Below are 19,941 nucleotides of genomic sequence, written 5' to 3' on the forward strand. Positions count from 1 at the left end.
CGAATAGGTTGCTCCTGTTTCCCACTTAGGACAAATTAACTTACGAAAATTTACCCCAATTACTCTTTCTCTTTTTTTAGCTAATCTAAAGGCTTGTCGAAGTGATGTCAACTATCAGAATCTACTGCGACCATTCCGTGGGTTTACGATCCCAGCGATGGTTTTTCATGTTTTCAGCTACTTCGTTGGTAAGTCTTACACCGTCACTTGCAGCCACATTGGATCTTACGTGCGGCAATTTACGCATACCCGGAATGGTTGTATGTACGTCAGGATTATTCAGGATAAACCTTAGAGCAAGTTCAGGCATGGTCATCCCTTCAGGAATATCCTTGCGTAAGGCCTCTGCATGATCTACACTGGAATTCAGGTTTTCCGGTACAAAATAAGTTTTGCGCCAGTCTCCTTCCGGGAAAGTTGTTTCCTTGGTAAGCAGGCCGGTTAGTGTTCCTTCGTCAAACGGCACGCGTGCGATTACAGCAACATCCAATTCTTTGCAAAGGGGAAAAAGGTTATCTTCCGGAGCCTGGTCGAAAATATTGTAGATTACCTGTACACTATCAATCAATCCGGTTTTGATGGTTTCAAGTGCATTGTCCGGTTCCCAGCGATTCACGCTGATTCCCCAGCGTTCTACCTTGCCTTCTTTTGTCAGTTTTTGTACCGCCTCTTTCCACTCGTCCTGCTGCGCCCAGCTATCTTCCCACACATGAAATTGGAGTAGATCTATTTTTTCTGTTCCAAGGTTCTGTAAGCTTTTTTCGGCATATTCAATAATATAGTCTGCAGGAAATACTTCGTTCAGTGTAAATTCCGGACGCGAAGGCCATATTCTGTTTTTAGGGGGGATCTTGGTCGCAGCATATAGCTTCTTGTCGGGATTCCGTTTAATAAGTTCTCCAAGAATTCTTTCGCTCAATCCTTCAGCATAACCCCATGCCGTATCGAAGAAATTTACACCCGATTCGACAGCCAGATCAAGAGAGTCATCGGTTTCTTTCCGGTCTGAGCCAGTCCAGCCGGCCAAACCCCACATTCCGTACCCGATTTCACTTACGTTCCATTCCGAACGTCCAAAACGACGATATTGCATTTTCCTAATGTTTTAGTGATGGTGACCAAAGACGTTTTGGGCACGTTTTTAATGTAATAAGATTACTTTTGTTGCAATTTATTATTTTTAGAGAGGCGGTTTGCAGTTCGTTTAAAATTTAAATATAAAGTGATTAAATCAGAATCTGGGACAAAAAAGGTATTACAAATGACTGTGAAAGGGGTAGTAGGGATATTGCTGATTTTTTGTGTTTCAGGTATGGTTTGCAGTACCGGAAACAGGGAGAAAACTCTGGAATATTGTAACGCCTTTCGTCAGATTCAGATCGATATCCGTGATGGCGTCATCACTCCTGATTCTGCTGGTTACGCCTTCAGAACTGTAGTACACAAGTTGAGAACCCTATATAACCGTGATTCGTGCGTGGCTATTGATTCTGCCTATTTCACATTTCCTGTTCGAAACTACGGCCCTCGGGAATCTATCGGCGGCAAAGGACGGGGATATAAGCCCAATGGTTTTGATCTGTTTGATATGAATGTGAAAGGAAGCCATCCGGCGCAGGATATTTTCGTGCGTGACAAAAATCAGGATAATCTTGATGACCGGACATGGCAACCAGTGGATGTACTTGCTTTTACATCCGGACTGGTAGTTGCTACTGAAAACAGCTGGAAGTACGACAGTGAACTAAGAGGAGGAAACTGGATCTGGATTTATGATCCCTGTCTGGATGGTTTGTTCTTTTATGCACACAATAATGTGGTGAATGTGACCACAGGACAATGGGTGAATACCGGTGATAAGATTGCAGAAATGGGGCGTTCGGGGTATAATGCTTACCAGAAACGCTCGCCTACGCATTTGCATCTGATGTATCTTAGTCTAGACGAAGGCGGTAATCCTGAACCGGGGAATACTTATCAATGGCTACTCAACTCCCGGATTATTGAGTAAGGTTCTGCAAGAATTACGTTTTATGGTGGATAATGCCGATATTGAGTTATCGTAAATTCCTGATATCCTTTCCACTATAGTTGAATGAACAACCGAAGATCCTTTTTCAGAAGAAGTGCTGCGCTCGGTATGGGTGCTTTTGGCTTTAACAGCCTTTTTAACCAAATGCATGCAGCGGATTTTGCCCGCGCCGAAGAATACTGGAATCCCGCCAGTGATAACAATGAAGAGTACTGGAAAGTGATTCAGGATGCCTACACAGCCAGCAAAAGTGATATTGTGATTCTGAATAATGGCGGCGTATCTCCTTCTCCGCTGGTAGTCCAGGAAGCACTGGATAAATACAACCGGCAGGCAGCCCAGGGGCCATCGTACTATATGTGGCGGGTGATGGACAAAGGACGGGAGCCGCTTCGGCAGAGGCTTGCTAAACTGGCGGGCTGCGATGCGGAAGAAATCGCCATAAACCGAAATGCTACCGAAGCCCTGAATACCATTATTTTCGGATTGCCATTGCAAAAAGGGGACGAGGTGGTGGGAACTATTCAGGATTATCCCAATATGATACAAGCCTGGAAACAACGCGAAATGCGGGACGGCTTGGTGTATAAGCAGTTGTCATTTGAATTCCCGATTGAAAATGACGAGCAAATTGTGAAGGCATTCGAAGATGCGATTACTCCCCGTACAAAAATCCTCCATGTAACGCATATTATTAATTGGGTGGGACAAATCATGCCTGTGCGCAAAATATGCAGGATGGCGCATGCTAAAGGTATAGAAGTGGTTGTGGATGGAGCGCATACGTTTGGTTTGCTCGATTATACAATACCGGAACTTGAATGTGATTATTTCGGAACGAGTCTTCACAAGTTTCTGAGTGCACCTGTGGGAAGCGGTATGATGTGGATTAAAAAAGATAAGATTGAAAAGATATGGCCACTTCTATGCAACAGCGTCCCACAGGGAAAGGACATTCGAAAATTTGAGACCCTGGGTACAAGGAGCTTTTGTATCGAACAGGCGATTGGTGAGGCTATCAATTTTCAGGAGGGAATTGGCAATAGAAGAAAGCAGGAAAGGGTACATTTTCTTAAAAAATACTGGGCAGAGCAGGCGCAGAAAATACCGGGCGTCAAAATACATACCTCTCTTAAACCGGAGTTTTCCTGTGCCATTGCCGGTGTGAGTGTGGAAGGGCTGAAGCCCGAGCAGGTTGATTCCAGGTTGTTTAAAGAATACAAGATTCATACAGTAGGTATCAACTGGGAAAACATTCATGCAGTGCGTGTTACACCTCACGTTTATACCAAGCTCAGTGATCTGGACAGGCTTTTGGAAGGACTTGAAAAAATTGCAAAGAAAGCCTGACAGCAGATAACTGACAGAAGAACGGGACATTGATGAGAACCTGTACGGTTGCTGATGTGTTCCGTTCTTTCTATATTGTTAGCACCATTTATCTGCATAATAGATTTTTGATCCGGTTATTCTGCCATCCGAAATAATCTGAGCCATTGTTTATCAGGTCAGTAGTAAATTTGAAAATCGGATCGTTACAAAACCCAATACTATGATAAATTTGAGGAAGGGAGCCTTTATAAAAAAGGCCAAAGATATCAGCATTAACGGGGCACTTGCCCTGGCACTATTGTCCTCCGGACTTATGATGCCGGGATGCTCGGGTAATCAGGAGGATGAGTCAGACTACAGTTACGAAGAAACAACCTATTCGAAAGGTATCCGTTCACACATTAAAGAAGTAAAACCGGGAGAGTTTAAAATTACAGATGAAGAAACTGTGGATCCGGAGAAATCTGTAGCTATCGTCACTTATCTTGACGGACATACAGACTCCCTGAGTACAACGGCTGCCAAAGCACTGATTGATGACGAAATACGAACAAATCATTCGGGCATCGGGCATCACAGCGGACTATCAAGTATGTTACTATACGGTGGGATGGGCTATATGTTGGGACGTAACATGAATAATGGTTACATCAATAACTATCGTGAACGCGACCGTGATACACGTGGATTTTATGCTAATCCGGGCGCATACAGCAAATCACAAAGTGCTGTTCAGGAAGTGCATAATACGCGTTCCACAAGAGTAGTTAATACGCGTCCTTCGGGCGGCAGAAGCGGATTCTTTGGTAGATCTTCCGGAAGAAGCGGCGGATAATTTTAAATATTTTCAGACTAAAAATCCATTCACAAAATCTGATTGTGAATCAATAGCATATTATGATTAATCTTAAATCTCTCGCCGAAACACCCGAAAAAGCCCTGCAGAAAGTAGGATGGAACTGGATGTTAGGTACAGACACTGCTGCCTATGTAACCAGCGATGTGGTTGTTGTGAAAGAGGCCGAAGCAAATCAATATTATCAGGCTGCGGCTGATTTGTACGACATGTTGATAGAAGCAGGCCAATACGTCATCGACCACGATTTGTTCAAAGAAATGGGCATTCCTGAGAATCTGATTGACTTGATTAAATTTTCATGGGAGGACGATCGACATACACATCTTTATGGTCGGTTTGATCTGGCAGGAGGGATAAACGGTGAGCCTGTAAAGTTCATAGAGTTTAATGCGGACACGGCTACCTGTATTCCGGAAAGTGCTGTAGTGCAATGGGCGCATTTGCGAAATAATGGCCTGGATGAATCCAGCCAGTTTAATACGTTATATGAATCGCTGGTCGCTCAGTTCCTGTATATCAAAAGAGGAAATACCGACCTGACACCTTCGATTCTGTTTTCCACAATGCGTGGGTATCCTGAGGATGACACAAATGTCTCGATCTTGTCCGAGGCTGCGAAAGAGGCAGGTTTTGATGTGGACTTTGCTTATGTAGATGAAGTGGAATTTTCCAACGGTGAAGGCGTATTCAAGCAAGATCCTGAGAATGGTACGTTCATTCGCTTTGACTTCTGGTTTAAGCTGGTTCCATGGGAGTATATAGGCTATGATGAACCGGAATTAGCTTCTACGCTCACTACAATTGTGAAAAATCGAAAAGCTGTGATCCTAAATCCTGCATACACGCTGCTATTTCAGTCAAAATATATTCTGAAAGTATTGTGGGATTTGTTTCCTTATCATCCATTGCTGCTGCAAACGGAGCGTTATGTGCTGCCGCATAAAAAGTCTGTGAGTAAAGTGCTGTTTGGACGGGAAGGAGCGAATGTGTCTATCCTGGAAAGAGGAGGTGAGGTAGCGGAGCAAGTCGATGGGGAATATGCTGATCAGGCAAAAATTTACCAGGAATATATTGAGTTTCCGGTTGATGCCTCAGGAAGGTCCTATCAGGCAGGTGTGTTCTATGCAGGAGAACCTTGTGCGTTGGGCTTTAGAAGAGGAGGCAAAATTCTGGACAATACAGCCCAGTTTGTGGGTCACGTGATTGACTGAGATACGTGGGATTATTTTCTAAGAATTTAAAAATGCCGCTTAATGCGGCATTTTTAAATTCCTTATTTTTTCTTTTCAGCACGATCTTTGAGTGTCTTTTTCTTTACTTCTCCAGGCACAAATTCGTCGTTAATCCACCTTACAAAATTTTTGGATTGTACCTGATATACTTGCGCCGACAAGGGTTTGAGATTTGAATTTTCAATCTCTTTCAGATAGTCAGCAAGCAAACGGTTAATCTCATCTAAATAAATACTCTCTGTTTTCATTCCGGTACTTCGATTTTCAGTGTGAGGAAGATCTGCAGGCTGTTAGCAAGCTGTATCCCACAGAATTATGATACAATTCTACTTACAACTTTTCACGCGAGCATATTTTTGTGGTCAATCTGAAATCGGAATGGGTGTATAACTAAAAATAAGGGGTGCAGCTTTTTGGTAAACGGGGAAGTAGTAGTAGTGTTGTAGTAGAAATACTTTTATAGTAATCGAATTGTAGGACTAGCTGGGAATAACTAAATAAATAGTAAGTATGTACTATTTATTTATATTTATCATAGATATTACAACTGTTTTTCTTCGATCTGATTGGCTATCCTTTCTAACTCATCTCCAAGAAAATCACCGGTTTTATCAGTCAGCGCACGAAGGTCTGCAATGTCCCTGATTGCCTTATCCAGTTTCAAGCTGATCTCTTCCTGTTTCTTAGTCATTGAGACCATGTATTCTAATAATTGTTCGTTTGTTGTCATGTTGGATTATTTGAGTTGATCTCAGATGATTCTTTAATTTGAATTGGTAATGCTTTTATTTGTTGAAGACGCGCCTTATGCCGAAAATGTTCCCTAAAAGGGCCTACTGATTACAAGTCAGTCGCTCTGTGCCAGATTTTTATTGTAATAAATTTGAAAGTACAAGGGTGATTTTTGCACGTTTTGACAATTTGAAAGTGATTTGAAAGCAGAAAAACCGCCAATACAGTGTGTATTGGCGGTTTTTATACCGTGTTGTGGGCCCACCTGGAATCGAACCAGGCACCTACTGATTATGAGTCAGTTGCTCTAACCGAATGAGCTATAGGCCCGCTATCAGCTATCAGCTATCAGCTATCAGCTATCAGCTATCAGCTATCAGCTATCAGCTATCAGCTATCAGCTATCAGCTATCAGCTATCAGCTATCAGCTATCAGCTAGTTTGGAGTGCAAAATTAGCAAAACAGATTAAATCTCCAAATCATATTGAGTAGAATAACTGATTTCTCTGTTGCAAGTTTATTATTTTTGTAAAAAAAAGAGCTTTGAACAAACGAAAAATCATCAACGATCCGGTCTACGGATTTATTACAATCTCTTCTGATCTGCTCTTCGATCTGGTTGAACATCCTTATTTTCAGAGACTCAGGCGTATCAAGCAACTCGGACTTGCCGATGTGGTGTACCCGGGTGCGCTGCATACGAGATTTCATCATGCATTGGGTGCTATGCATCTGATGAGCCAGGCATTGAAGGCACTTCAGGAAAAGGGGCATCAGATCTGGGAGCCGGAGGTGGAAGCTGCTCAGGCCGCGATTTTGTTGCATGACCTTGGACACGGACCATTTTCGCATGTCCTGGAAAGTGTCCTGATGCCTGGCGTTGCGCATGAATCGATTACGCTGGTTATGATGAAGGATCTGAACCGGCAGATGAAAGGAAAGCTGGATATGGCGATTCAGATGTTTGAGGGTACTTATCCGCGTAAATTCTTTCACCAGATGATATCCAGTCAGCTGGATATGGATCGCATGGATTACCTTAAAAGAGATAGTTTTTATACTGGTGTTATAGAAGGTTCTATTGGCGCGGACCGTTTAATAAAAATGCTGGACCTCAGTGGCGACCATTTGGTGGTAGAAGAGAAAGGACTTTTGAGTATTGAAAACTTTCTTCATGCCCGCAGGCTTATGTACTGGCAGGTGTATCTTCATAAAACGCTCTTGAGTGCGCAGGCTATGCTTACGCAGGTGTTGAACCGCGCCCGTGAACTTTCTGACAGAGGAGAGGTATTGTTTGCAACACCCGATTTTCAAAGGTTTTTGCAGCATCGCTTCTCATTAATCGATTTTAAAAAAGAGCCCGATCTTCTGGCTGCGTTTAACGGGTTGGACGACAATGATATATGGGCTTCGATAAAGGGCTGGTCCAAACATGCAGATCCTGTTTTGTCGCGGTTGAGCAATATGTTGCTGGAACGTAAACTGTTTAAAATTTTCTTTCTGGATACTCCTCCCGATGATTCTGTCCTGAATCCTTTACGTGAGCAACTACTGGATCGCGGGGTGTCGGAAGACCAATTACCTTATTTTCTCATTACCGGCGAAACGACCAATTATGCCTACGAGAAGGATCAGGATCCGATACAGGTGAAAATGAAGGATGGGAAGCTGCTGGATATTGCGGCGGCATCGGATATTCCAACAATCGATGCCCTGACCAAGATTGTACGTAAGTATTATGTATGTTGGGGTAAAAATGTATCTTTGCGTGGTTAGTCAGGATGTGAATTCTTTTCTGATGTAAAATGACTCGATTTCACAAAGTTGCTTTAATACGTCCAACTACAATACCAGAAATTAGCCGAGAAATATGAAATTTACTGTCAGCGAGATTGCACAAATGCTTGATGGAATTATTGTTGGGGATGAAAAAGTTACAATCAGTTCAGCTGCAAAAATTGAAGAAGGGCAGCCCGGTTGTATTTCGTTTCTTGCCAATGATAAATATGAACCTTATATCTATACCACACAGTCGTCTGCAGTAATTGTTAATAAAGATTTTGTTCCTAAAAAGGAGCTTTCTGCTACTCTGATCTATGTTGAAAATGCCTATACGGCTTTTACAATCCTTCTGGAGGAATACCACAAACGTCTGGCAAGTATTAAAAGAGGTGTTGAGCAGCCCAGTTTTCAGGGTGAAGGAAGCACTTTGGGCGAAGATGTATATTTGGGTGCATTCTCATACATTGGTAAAAAATGTGTGGTAGGCGACCGGGTTAAAATTTACCCTAATGCGTATCTGGGCGATAATGTTGTTGTCGGAGACGATAGCACGATTCATCCGGGTGTAAGGATTTATGATAATACTGTGATTGGTAAAAATTGTACTGTTTTTGCCAATACGGTTATAGGAAGTGACGGATTCGGTTTCGCACCGCAAAGTGATGGTACCTATAAAACAATTCCGCAATTGGGCAACGTTATACTTGAAGATAACGTAAGTATAGGTGCAAATGCCACCATCGACTGCGCTACCATGGGATCTACAATCATCAGGAACGGTGCTAAAATAGATAACCTGGTTCAGATTGCACATAACGTTGAAATCGGTAAAAATACTGTTATTGCTGCACAAGCCGGGGTATCTGGCTCTACACGCATTGGAGACAACTGCGTAATAGCAGGTCAGGTTGGCATAGTAGGGCACATTTCGGTTGCAAATAAAACGAAGGTTGGGGCTCAGTCAGGTCTTTCCAAGTCTATCAAGAAGGAGGGATTGTCATTTTCAGGATCGCCCGCCAAAGAACTGAATGAGCATTTACGGTCAATGGCTTTTGTTAAAAGGTTGCCTGAAATAGATAAGCGTCTCAGCGAGCTGGAACAACGCCAGGAAGTCGGAATAATTCAACAGAGAGATTAATACAATTTTAAATAAAATCAACTGACAATACTTTTGTAAGCGCAATCCCCGTCGCCTTTAAGCAGATAAGGAGCATATATAATGAACGAAAAACAACAAACCATTGCTAAATCAGTATCCGTTACCGGAGTAGGTTTACACACCGGTGTCGTAGCTACGATGACTTTTGTACCTGCACCTGCGAACCACGGCTATAAGTTTCAGCGTGTAGACTTACCAGGTCAACCCATTGTGGATGCTGACGTAGACAACGTTGTAGATTTGTCGAGAGGTACTACCATAGAACAAAACGGCGCACGTGTGCACACTGTGGAGCATACGCTGGCTGCACTTGTAGGTCTTCAGATCGATAACGTTTTAATCCAGTTGGATGGTCCTGAACCTCCTATCATGGACGGTAGCTCTATCAAATTTGTGGATGCACTGATTGATGCCGGTACCGAAGAACAAAATGCCTACCGTAACTATTTTGAAGTTCCGGAATATGTGCATTATAAAAATCCGGATACAAGTACAGAAATGGTTGCTTTGCCGCTTTCGGATTACAGGCTTACGGTCATGGTCGATTACAATTCGACGGTGATCAGCAGTCAACATGCCTCTTTGAATGATATTACCTTATTTAAAGATGATATCGCTTCCTGCCGTACATTCGTATTCCTGCATGAGCTGGAAGCTTTGTATAAGCAAAATCTGATTAAAGGCGGAGATGTTACGAATGCGATTGTTATCGTAGATCGTGAGGTGAAGGACGGAGAGCTGGATCATCTGTCGCAGCTACTGAACAAGCCAAAAGTAAGTGTTGACAAATCCAATGGTATTCTGAATAATGTAGAACTGCATTATCCGAATGAGATGGCTCGTCACAAATTGCTGGATCTTATAGGGGATCTTGCATTAATTGGTCGTCCGATTAAGGCGCAGATACTTGCTGCACGTCCGGGTCACGCAGCTAACGTAGCGCTAGCTAAGAAGATTAAAAAACTCATCAAATCGGGAAAAGGAAACATACCTCAGTACGATCCTAACAAAGCTCCTGTTTTTGATATCAATCAGATCGGTGAACTTCTGGCACACAGATATCCTTTTCAGATGATCGATAAAATTATCGCTCTTGATGAGAATAGTGTGGTGGGTGTGAAAAATGTGACAATCAATGAAGAGTATTTCGTTGGTCACTTCCCTGGAAATCCTGTGATGCCTGGCGTATTGCAGCTGGAAGCGATGGCACAGACGGGCGGTATCCTTGTACTGACAAGTGTGCCGGATCCTGATAACTACTGGCCTTATTTGATAGGGATTGATGCATGCCGTTTCCGTAGGAATGTATTCCCGGGAGACACCGTGATATTTAAGTGCGAATTCACCTCACCAATGAAGAGAGGTATTGTAAAAATGAGTGGCCGGGGTTATGTTGCCGGACAACTTGTATGTGAAGCCGATATGATCGCAAGCCTCGTAAAGAAAAAATGACACAATCATTAGCATATATCCATCCTGATGCCAAGCTGGCTCAGGGTGTAGAAGTTGAACCTTTTGCAATGATTCACCATGATGTAGAGATTGGTGAAGGTACCTGGATCGGATCGCATGCAGTAATTAATGCTGGTGCCCGTATTGGGAAAAATTGCCGTATTTACCCTGGAGCTGTGGTTTCTGCCACACCTCAGGATCTGAAATACAATAATGAATATACACTCACTATTGTCGGAGATAATACCACGATCAGAGAATACGCAACTATAAGCAGGGGTACAGAAGAACACTGGAAAACCGTAATTGGCTCGGATTGCCTCATTATGGCTTATGCACACGTTGCACACGACTGCCGCGTAGGAAATAGCTGTATCATTGGAAACAATGTACAAATGGCTGGCCACGTGCATGTGGGCGACTGGGCAATCATCAGTGCATTAAGTGCTGTACACCAGTTTGTTAAAATCGGATCTCACTCTTTCATTTCAGGTGCATCCCTGGTAAGAAAAGATGTTCCGCCTTTTACCAAGGCAGCAAGAGAGCCGATATCCTATGCGGGTATCAATAGTGTGGGGCTGAGAAGAAGAGGATTCAGCAACGAGAAAATCGTTGAAATTCAGAATATTTATCGTCAGATATATATGCGTGGATTTAACAATGCAGTAGCACTTGAAAAAGTAGAACTTGAATCTCCGCCATCTGATGAGCGCGACGAAATCGTAAACTTTATCCGCAATTCGGAGAGGGGTATTATGAAAAGTCCGTTCCAGTCTAATGGAGGAGGAGAGCCGGAGTTATAATTCCCGGCAAATATGATTGTATAACCCGTTCGAAAGACGGGTTATTTTTTTATTCCGAGGTTTTTAAAACAGATACCAAAGCGTCCTGTCTGATCAGTCCGTTTTGTTTGGCGACGGCATTTTGCCCAAACATGATCTTGTTGTTCACTCGGCGGTAACCAGCCAGTGTTTTCAGCGGCTCCGCTCCCTTAATGCCGGTTTCCGGATCAATTGTTGTGAGTACACAGCGGGCGCAAGGCTTCACTATTTCAAATTCTATATCTCCGATTTGTAACAAAGACCAGTTGTCTTCAGCATGGGGCTCTGTGCCACTGATTACAAAATTGGGTCTGAAACGTTTCATTTCAAGGTCGCTATCTATTTTTCTGTTCAAGTTATCCAGTGCTGCCTGAGAAATGATCAGGTAGGGGAACCCATCTGCAAAACTTACATTTTCATCATTTTTAGCATATTTCGGATCGGCCTTCCGCTTAGTTGAATCCGGCATAACCACGAGTGTAACTTGTTTTTCAAGTTGTTTACTAAGCCATTCATCCGCTGTTTTGCTTACCGTAAGCGCAGGAACTACATCATCCCAAACCTTCACTGAAATTTCCAGTGGATGTTCCGGCTGAAGAGGAATGTCGATAAAACTCTTGTCAGTTCTTGAGTGTAATCTGATGGTATTGCTTTCCAGAGTTACATCAATCAGCGCCATTTTTGAAAAAGTACGCTGCGTAAGAAATACGCCTTCTTCATCCACGATCATCCAACGCCTGTCGAACCGTAATCCCCGCGACTGGACTTCTGCTTCACTAAGCCTGATGCCGGCCAGAGACTTTACCGGGTATATCCATATTTCAGATAAAGTGATCATTTTGTTTTGTTGTTTGAAGATGTATCGTAACTTTTTTCGCTCTTAAAACCGTTTTTCAGATTCATCACAATAGATAAAGAATTGCTGCCAAAACCCGGTACAAATTGAGCCCGTCCATAGCTGATTTCAAACTTACCAAGCCCAAGCCAGGCACCATAGGAGAAACCAGCGAGCGCGCCGCGGTCGGTCAGACGAAGTTCCTGCCTCCTGAGGTGGTCATAACCAAGTAATATCCGGATACGGCGATGCAGCAATATTTCAGAACCCAATGAAAGATGACGCGCCATTTTTTCTGTCAGTCCGACTTTACGGGCAACTTTCATACCATTCTGATCATAAGAATAAAACAAACGCGGATCGTTATATACCATGTCAAATTTGTTCAGATGATGAATGGTAGCAGAAAACCGTATGGGCATGTACAGAGGTTTAAAGCTAATGCCTAATCTCAGATCCAGAGGTAATGAAAGATCCGTTCCTGAATAATAGTTCTGTTTTAAAAACCCTATATTTTTGGCCAGAATACCAATGACAATATCTTTTTCGGGATGTCGGAAAGTGGCTCCCCAATCCATCGCCACTCCCCAGGTTGTGTAGGATTCAATGGAGGAAGCTACGAATTTGGCGGTGGCTCCGACAGCAAAAGGGCCAATGTAATGATGATAACCCGCCGCTATACTGTAATCTGCTGCCCTGAACTCGCCCATCACATTGCCGGCATCATCGGTCTCTTTCATCGTGCCATAGTTGAGGTATTGAATACCTGTAGCCCATGTTCCGCCGGTCTTTTTCAGCGTTTTTCCATAAGCCAGATTGACAAAGCGCGTATCAGCAAAATAGGGCATCAGATTCACAGATACATTGTCGGATATATTGGAATCTGCCTGAACAGGACTCTGGAATAGCAATGCAGGATCGTGACCTGAAAAAGTGAAATGGTGAGTACCCAAAGCAGTATTTTTTGCTTGGGAAGGTAATTGCAGGAAGTCCATGCGTGTTCTGCCGCCGGCAGGCTGAGCCATCATGATGCTATTGATTCCGGGAAGGATCAAAATCAAAATGACTAAACGCAGAGAGAGTCGGCTCATTAGAATGCAATTATTTCCTGATTCAGTAAAAATGACACTATATTTATAACCAGTTCAAAAGCAAAAGTAACCATATCGTACGTAATAGATGGAACCGGAATCAGCTGCATTTTCAAAAAAGGAGATATTGGACAAAAAAAATGCAGAAGCTGCATTGGGAGGAGGAGCAAAGCGGATTGAGGCGCAGCATACTAAGGGTAAACTCACTGCTCGTGAACGTCTGGAAATTTTGCTTGATAAAGGTTCCTTTGAAGAAATCGGCAGATTTGTAATGCATAGGAGTAAGGATTTTGGTCTGGATAAAGAGCATTATCTGGGTGATGGTGTGGTAACCGGATATGGAAAAATAAACGGGAGACTGACGTACGTTTTCGCACAGGATTTTACCGTTTTTGGCGGATCGCTCTCAGAAACCCATGCCGAAAAAATTATCCGGATTATGGATCTGGCTATGAAGAATGGGGCACCCGTGATCGGATTGAATGATTCTGGCGGAGCCCGCATACAGGAAGGAGTGCTTTCGCTGGCAGGTTATGCTGATATATTTTATAAAAATACGTTGGCTTCCGGCGTGATTCCTCAGATTTCGGCTATCATGGGCCCCTGTGCAGGAGGTGCAGTATATTCTCCCGCGATCACTGATTTTATACTGATGGTTGAGAATACGAGTTATATGTTTGTAACGGGACCAAATGTGGTAAAAACAGTAACTCACGAAGATGTAACCTCTGAGGAACTGGGTGGAGCGATGACACACGCTGTGAAGTCGGGAGTTACGCATTTTGTTTCTGCCAATGAGGTGGAATGTATTCTGGCGCTTAAAAAATTACTGAGTTACGTTCCGCAAAACTGTGAAGAGGAGCCACCCCGCACCACATATCTCCCTGCTGATGAAAACCGTCCTGCTCTTACCAATCTGATCCCTGAAAATCCCAACCAGCCTTATGATATGAGGCAGGTCATTTCGGAAATCACGGATGTGGAGAGCTTTTTTGAAGTTCATGCTAATTTTGCAGAAAACATAGTAGTTGGGTTTGCGCGTATTGCGGGCAGAAGTATTGGCGTTGTGGCCAATCAACCTGCTGTGCTTGCAGGAGTGCTGGATATCAATGCCAGCCAGAAAGCGGCGCGTTTTGTCAGGTTCTGCGATTGTTTTAATATACCATTGCTGGTACTGGAAGATGTGCCGGGCTTTTTACCAGGAACGGATCAGGAATGGAATGGGATTATCAGTAATGGCGCCAAACTTCTGTATGCTTTTTGTGAAGCAACAGTTCCGAGGATTACCGTCATTACCCGAAAGGCATATGGGGGCGCTTATGATGTGATGAACTCCAAACACATCGGAGCTGATATGAATTTTGCCTGGCCTACAGCAGAAATTGCTGTAATGGGAGCAAGTGGGGCGGCTGAGATCATTTTCAAAAAAGAAATAGCTGAAGCTGAAGATCCGGCAGAAAAGTTGCGTGAAAAAGTAGATGAGTACACCCGTAAATTTGCTAATCCATTCCGTGCAGCACATCGGGGATATATTGACGAAGTCATTTATCCTGAGCAGACCAGAGCCAAACTCATTCGTGCATTTGAAATGCTGGAAAATAAGGTGGCTACACTTCCCAGGAAAAAGCATGGAAATATTCCTTTGTAAGTAAAAAGCACGGCTTCGATTAAAACGAGCCGTGCTTTTCTATTTTATGCTAATCGCTCAATAACCCGGATTTTGTTTCAATTGAGGATTCAGTTGAATCGCATTGGTTGGTATCGGGAATATCCTTTTGCGCACATCAGTATCGGTTTTTACTCCCCATTTACCTTCGAATTTGCCGAAACGGATCATGTCGTTGCGGTGCCATGTTTCCCAGGCCAGCTCCCGGCAACGTTCGCTGTAAATGTTTTCTAACGTCACAGTTGTCCAGGTAGCAGCTTTACGAATCGTACGTAATTCGTTGGACAAGGATAATGCCGTTTGTCCATTGGTAGCAGTTCCTCCTCTCAAAATAGCTTCTGCTTTCATAAGCAGGACATCGGCATAGCGGAATACCGGTACGTCGTTGTTCTGGTTACGTGTTGCCGAAGTGCTGTCAGGATAAAACTTGTTGTTGCGGTAGCCCATGTTCCATGACTTTTCATCATTTCCGGTGTCAAAGCTCGCTGGTTTTTTAATGATTACCTGTGGAGTCAGCTCAACGTGGTAATCGATAGAAGCCCCTTTGTCAGCGCCGTCGTAATCTTCATCATAACCTTGTTTGGTCGTTTTTACAATCACCGGACTACCATTGTGTAAATATTGTTTTCCTGTCAGCCATTGCTTGTTTCTGACGTCGTTAGGGTCATTGAAATGCGCGTAATACTCAGGCAGCGTACTCATAGGAGCACTTGGCGTATGGTTGAGACTGTATTTGGCTCGCAAGGATCTCGGCAGAGAATAACGTGCATACAGCTGCCAGCCGTTAGGCGTAGAAGCATCGTAAGGAATAGCGAAAATAAACTCCTTGATCTGTGGTCCGTTATTAATAAAGAACATTTTTAGATAGTCGCTTTCCAAAGCGTATTTACCAGAGCTAATGATCTGATCACATGCCGCAATAGCATCATTCCAGCGTGGCGTTCCGGTGTACACTTCAGCATTCAGATACATTTTGGCCAGCAAAGCATGAGCAGTATACAGATTCGGACGACCGTAAGTAGGAGAACCGATTGTTGCATCCAGATTTGGAATAGACTCTTTCACTTCCTTTTCAATAAAAGCGAAAGCCTCCGCCCGTGGCTTCAATGTCGCAGCAGTTGTATCTCCGAAGGTTGTATTCAAAGGAATATTTCCCCACAAATCCATCATGAAAAACATACAAATCGCGCGCTGTACACGTAACTCCGCAAGACTGGTTGCCTTGGCAGGACTGTCGGCGCCTTTGCTGATCAGGAATATATTCTGATTGGCTGTGCTGATAGTAGAGGTAAGCCAGTTCCATGTTCCGTTTACGTGGGCGTTGTCTGCATTCCAGCTGTGTTTGTGGTGTTGTTCGTAACGGCCGTTGTCGTACCAGTTACCTCCACGCGCAGGCATGATGGACTCATCGGTACTGATTGACTGCAGGAAGAAATATTCTACTGCATAACCCTGACGGAACGCATTGTAAGTAGGGCCCGCCGCCTGAATAAACTGCTGAGCCGTTTGCGGAAATATTTCCGGGGTGAGCTGGGTGAGAACCGGTACTTCCAGATCGTGGCAGGAAGACAGCCAGGTTCCCATACCCAGCACTAAACATATACGCTTTATATTTTTCATTTTGAATATCTTGATTTGAGCTGATTGTATTTTCCTACCTTAGAATGATGCGTTTATACCAAACATGAACGACCGTGTTTTAGGATAAAAGTTACGCGCATCCACACCCGGAGCAAGTCCTCCCTGGTTGATTTCAGGATCTATACCGCTGTATTTGGTAATGACAAAAAGGTTGTTCACCGCTACGTAAAGACGCAGGTTTTTTATAGCAGGTGAGATTTTCCGGAAATTATAACCGAGTGTTGCATTGTCGAGTCTTACATAATTCCCGTTCTCGATGAAACGTGAGGAATAACGATAGGAGTTGTAATCGTTCACGGATTCATTTTCCACTTCAACAGGGATGTTGTTCAACCTTGCAGTTGATGGTCTGTAAAGATCGGCACGGGTTACGTTGAATATTTTGCCTCCCAAAGAAGAACGGAAGAATACATTCAGGTCCAGATTGCGGTAACGGAAGTTATTAGACCAACCTATCAATGCCTTAGGTTGTGCATTGCCTACCAGTTTGTAGTCTTTCTTCACCTGTACGTTGGTAGTGGCTTCACCATTTGAATTGTAGTATTGAGATACACCGTCAGCATTCTTACCCGCATATTCGTAGGTATAAAACTGGCCGATCGGAGAACCCTGCAGAATCACCTGAACCGTTTCGCCAGTTTGTCCGCCGCCATCAGGTTGTACAATCAGTACCGAATCTGATTTGAGTGTTGGACTGGAAAGGCTCACAATTTTGTTTTTGTTATGTGCCAGGTTGATGTTGGTCGACCAGGTAAAGTCGGCAGTTTGAACCGGAGTGATATTCAGGGATACTTCAACTCCTTTGTTACTCATTTCACCCACGTTGGCTGTCAGCGTTCCGTTTGGATAAAGCACAGTACTTACAGGGTAATTCCAGATCAGGTCCGTTGTCTTTTTGTTGTAAAGCTCCACGCTACCACTTACTTTGCCTTTCAGGATAGAGAAGTCAAGACCGATGTTGGAAGTCGCAGTCTTTTCCCATTTCAGATCCGGATTTTCGTTTTGTAATGCTCCAATGGCGGAAATCTGAGAGCCCTGGTAATAAAATGTACCTACACTTCCGTAAATGAGTTTGGTTGTATAAGGGCTGAATCCTGCCGAGTTACCTGTAACCCCGTAGCTCACACGTAGTTTCAAATCATTGAAAAGATTCTGGCTTTTCATAAAGTTCTCCTGATTGATACGCCATGCACCCCCTACAGAAGGGAAGTAGCCCCATTGTTCATTGATACCGAACACAGACGATCCGTCGCGACGAACCGATGCCTGAAGCAGGTATTTGTCGTTGTAATTATAGTTTACCCTTGCGAAGTCAGATATTAGTCTGGTTTGTTGATAGTTATCTCCACCATAATCTACGCGGAATGAAGGAACCGCATACGGATTTCCCAGTCCCAGGTTATAGTAGCTCACGTTATCAACAGGGAAGTTGGTACTTGTTGCCTGGAAGCCGTCTCCGTTGATATTTTCCTGCCATGAATAACCTAATACTGCTCCGAGAGTATGGTTTCCGAATGTTCTGTTCCAGCTTACATAAGTTTCCAGGATTTTGGCTGTGTTCTGGTATGAGTTACGCGAAGCAACACCGTTTTGTCCTGTCAGGTTGATATTACCAGGGTTAGCAGGAGGATCAGGTGTGCTGCGAACAGAATTGTAGTATCTGGTGTAGTAGCTGTTGTAGTAAGCTCCGAAATTGGACTGATAGTTCTGGTACGACATATTTACATCATACGTAAAGCCGAAGGGTAATTTGAGCTGTGCAGAAAATGTTCCCAACAGGTTTTTGTACTTCGAATTTTCTTTTCCGTTTTCCATCATCGAAACCGGATTGTAATATCCTGTGCGTGTGAGGTTATCATAGAACGAACCATCTGCATTTCTCACAGGCACAGTCGGCAGGTAGGTCAGCATTTGAGAAAGAACAGTGTTGCGGTAGGGAACCAGATCCGCATTGCTTACAGAGTTCGTTACCGACAAGCCCAGTTTCAGATTATCTTTAAACGCTTTTTGTTCTACAGATAAACGCGCGATCACACGGTTCAAAGCACTGGTTTTTAATATCCCCTGCTGATCGAAATAGTTAAGACTTGCACTGTAAAGTGTTTGTTCTGTTCCTCCTCCCAGGGAGATATTATGGTTGTGGGAGAGAGCACTCTGGCGCTGTACTGCATCCTGCCAGTTGGTATTGGCGCCCAGGTCGTCGTCCGGAGCAAGAGCCTGGCCGTTCTTCGTCAGATAAGAACGCAGCTGATTCGCATCCATCATGTCATACTGGTTGGATACTTTGTCTACCGACACATAGCCGCTATAGCTCAGTTGCAGTTGTCCTTTTACGGGCCGTTTTGTAGTAACCATGATCACCCCATTGGCGGCCCGGTTTCCATAAATCGCCGTGGCTGCAGCATCTTTGAGTACGTCCATGGATACGATATCGTCAGGCGCAATCACAGAGATATCCGCACCGGGAACCCCGTCAATTACAAAAAGAGGAGATTGAGCTCCTTCTCTGAGTGTCGATGCACCACGCATGATAATGGCTGCGGAGCGGTTAGGATCACCACTTCTGGTGATGTTCAATCCCGGAACCTTACCCTGTAGCAACTGACCTACATCGCTGATCGCTCCACGGTTAAGATCTTCCGGTTTCAGGGTGGAGATGGAAGATGTAAGGTTCTTGCGGGAAGATGTTCCGTATCCCACTACAACTATTTCTCCCAGTGTCTTTGTATCCGATTCCAGTACCACATCGATTGTTGCGCGGTTTTGAACCGGTACCTTTTGAGAGATATAACCGACATAGCTGAATATGATGACGCCCTCGGACGGAGCATTGATGCTGAAATTACCATCTATATCCGTAGTAGTACCCGCGGAAGTACCCTCTACAAGTATAGTAACACCAGGCAGCGCCTCTTTGGTAGCAGACGTAACCTTTCCTTTTACGGTGACGTCCTGCGAAGGCAGCATAGCCGCCATATTGAATTCAGGTTTTACAGCTGCCCATAAATTGGGTGCAGTAAGCTGAATCATGCAACAGGCCAGTACGCTGAGAGAGGTAATGGTTTTGTTCATAGAAATCGGGATAAATTTGGCGATGTAACTGGTGGAAAATATTTAATTATTTCTTTAAAGTGTCCAATTGAAATCACAATTTTACTTATTGTATTTTTAAAATAAAATACAGAAAACCGGCCTGTTTGCACGCAAACGTTTGCAATTCCGGCGCAAACGTTTGAAAAAAATAACACTTTGGTAACAGGAAGATTTGTAGTAGGATAGTAGGAGTTTGGAGTATTTAAGCTAATA

Annotated in this window: 16 protein-coding genes and 1 tRNA gene; 9 read left to right on the plus strand and 8 right to left on the minus strand. The window is 43.7% G+C overall.

Annotation, left to right across the window (positions count from 1 at the left end; genetic code table 11):
- Positions 1–121 precede the first annotated feature (121 nt).
- Positions 122–1,093: an aldo/keto reductase gene (locus DSL64_RS20925; protein WP_115832890.1), complete on the minus strand. Its 972-nt coding sequence runs from the start codon at positions 1,091–1,093 to the stop codon at positions 122–124.
- Between the two features lie 129 nt (positions 1,094–1,222).
- Between DSL64_RS20925 and DSL64_RS20930 the strand changes: the two genes are divergently transcribed.
- The 4 genes from DSL64_RS20930 to DSL64_RS20945 all read left to right on the plus strand — a co-directional run bounded on the left by DSL64_RS20930 (position 1,223) and on the right by DSL64_RS20945 (position 5,434).
- The gene (locus DSL64_RS20930) at positions 1,223–2,011 is read left to right on the plus strand and encodes a M23 family metallopeptidase (protein ID WP_310587861.1); all 789 of its coding nucleotides are present in this window, start codon (positions 1,223–1,225) and stop codon (positions 2,009–2,011) included.
- An 84-nt stretch (positions 2,012–2,095) separates the two neighbouring features.
- Positions 2,096–3,382 (plus strand): aminotransferase class V-fold PLP-dependent enzyme, encoded by a 1,287-nt coding sequence (locus DSL64_RS20935; protein WP_115832891.1) that lies wholly within the window; start codon positions 2,096–2,098, stop codon positions 3,380–3,382.
- 202 nt (positions 3,383–3,584) lie between these two features.
- Positions 3,585–4,199: a Cj0371 family chemotaxis-regulating polar lipoprotein gene (locus tag DSL64_RS20940; protein ID WP_115832892.1), complete on the plus strand. Its 615-nt coding sequence runs from the start codon at positions 3,585–3,587 to the stop codon at positions 4,197–4,199.
- Between the two features lie 62 nt (positions 4,200–4,261).
- Entirely contained in the window at positions 4,262–5,434 is a 1,173-nt protein-coding gene (locus DSL64_RS20945) for a glutathionylspermidine synthase family protein (protein WP_115832893.1), read from the plus strand.
- A 62-nt stretch (positions 5,435–5,496) separates the two neighbouring features.
- On the opposite strand, the gene DSL64_RS20950 is transcribed toward DSL64_RS20945, so the two are convergent.
- From DSL64_RS20950 to DSL64_RS20955, 3 genes are all read right to left on the minus strand, one after another.
- Entirely contained in the window at positions 5,497–5,703 is a 207-nt protein-coding gene (locus DSL64_RS20950) for a hypothetical protein (protein WP_115832894.1), read from the minus strand.
- Positions 5,704–5,996: 293 nt separating this feature from the next.
- On the minus strand, positions 5,997–6,185 hold the full coding sequence (locus DSL64_RS28845; RefSeq protein ID WP_147300394.1) for a hypothetical protein: 189 nt from the start codon (positions 6,183–6,185) through the stop codon (positions 5,997–5,999).
- 258 nt (positions 6,186–6,443) lie between these two features.
- Positions 6,444–6,517, minus strand: a tRNA-Ile gene (locus tag DSL64_RS20955).
- A 214-nt stretch (positions 6,518–6,731) separates the two neighbouring features.
- On the opposite strand from DSL64_RS20955, the gene DSL64_RS20960 reads away from it, so the two are divergent.
- The 4 genes from DSL64_RS20960 (at position 6,732) to lpxA (ending at position 11,384) form a co-directional block, all read left to right on the plus strand.
- Positions 6,732–7,964 carry an HD domain-containing protein gene (locus DSL64_RS20960; RefSeq protein WP_115832895.1) on the plus strand — a complete coding sequence of 411 codons (1,233 nt, stop codon included), beginning with the start codon at positions 6,732–6,734 and terminating at the stop codon, positions 7,962–7,964.
- A gap of 94 nt (positions 7,965–8,058) precedes the next feature.
- Positions 8,059–9,108 carry a UDP-3-O-(3-hydroxymyristoyl)glucosamine N-acyltransferase gene (gene lpxD, locus DSL64_RS20965; protein ID WP_115832896.1) on the plus strand — a complete coding sequence of 350 codons (1,050 nt, stop codon included), beginning with the start codon at positions 8,059–8,061 and terminating at the stop codon, positions 9,106–9,108.
- Between the two features lie 81 nt (positions 9,109–9,189).
- Complete coding sequence (locus DSL64_RS20970) at positions 9,190–10,581, plus strand: bifunctional UDP-3-O-[3-hydroxymyristoyl] N-acetylglucosamine deacetylase/3-hydroxyacyl-ACP dehydratase (RefSeq protein WP_115832897.1); 1,392 nt, start codon at positions 9,190–9,192, stop codon at positions 10,579–10,581.
- Positions 10,578–11,384 (plus strand): acyl-ACP--UDP-N-acetylglucosamine O-acyltransferase, encoded by an 807-nt coding sequence (gene lpxA, locus DSL64_RS20975; protein ID WP_115832898.1) that lies wholly within the window; start codon positions 10,578–10,580, stop codon positions 11,382–11,384. The genes DSL64_RS20970 and lpxA overlap by 4 nt, the downstream gene beginning before the upstream one ends.
- A 49-nt stretch (positions 11,385–11,433) precedes the next feature.
- Here the strand turns inward: lpxA and DSL64_RS20980 are convergent, their stop codons facing one another.
- Together DSL64_RS20980 and porQ are read right to left on the minus strand one after the other, a co-directional pair.
- Positions 11,434–12,240 (minus strand): MOSC domain-containing protein, encoded by an 807-nt coding sequence (locus DSL64_RS20980; RefSeq protein WP_310587862.1) that lies wholly within the window; start codon positions 12,238–12,240, stop codon positions 11,434–11,436.
- Positions 12,237–13,328, minus strand: a complete 1,092-nt coding sequence (gene porQ, locus DSL64_RS20985; protein ID WP_115832899.1) for a type IX secretion system protein PorQ — start codon at positions 13,326–13,328, stop codon at positions 12,237–12,239. Before porQ ends, DSL64_RS20980 begins: the two co-directional genes overlap by 4 nt.
- Positions 13,329–13,416: 88 nt before the next feature.
- On the opposite strand from porQ, the gene DSL64_RS20990 reads away from it, so the two are divergent.
- Positions 13,417–14,976, plus strand: coding sequence for an acyl-CoA carboxylase subunit beta (locus DSL64_RS20990; protein ID WP_115832900.1), 1,560 nt, complete (start codon positions 13,417–13,419; stop codon positions 14,974–14,976).
- Positions 14,977–15,033: 57 nt separating this feature from the next.
- Here the strand turns inward: DSL64_RS20990 and DSL64_RS20995 are convergent, their stop codons facing one another.
- A complete protein-coding gene (locus DSL64_RS20995; RefSeq protein WP_115832901.1) occupies positions 15,034–16,614 on the minus strand; it encodes a RagB/SusD family nutrient uptake outer membrane protein in 1,581 nt (526 codons plus the stop codon).
- A gap of 39 nt (positions 16,615–16,653) precedes the next feature.
- Positions 16,654–19,707, minus strand: a complete 3,054-nt coding sequence (locus DSL64_RS21000; protein WP_115832902.1) for a SusC/RagA family TonB-linked outer membrane protein — start codon at positions 19,705–19,707, stop codon at positions 16,654–16,656.
- Positions 19,708–19,941 lie beyond the last annotated feature (234 nt).

This window comes from Dyadobacter luteus, assembly GCF_003383615.1.
In the GTDB taxonomy this organism is placed as follows: domain Bacteria; phylum Bacteroidota; class Bacteroidia; order Cytophagales; family Spirosomataceae; genus Dyadobacter; species Dyadobacter luteus.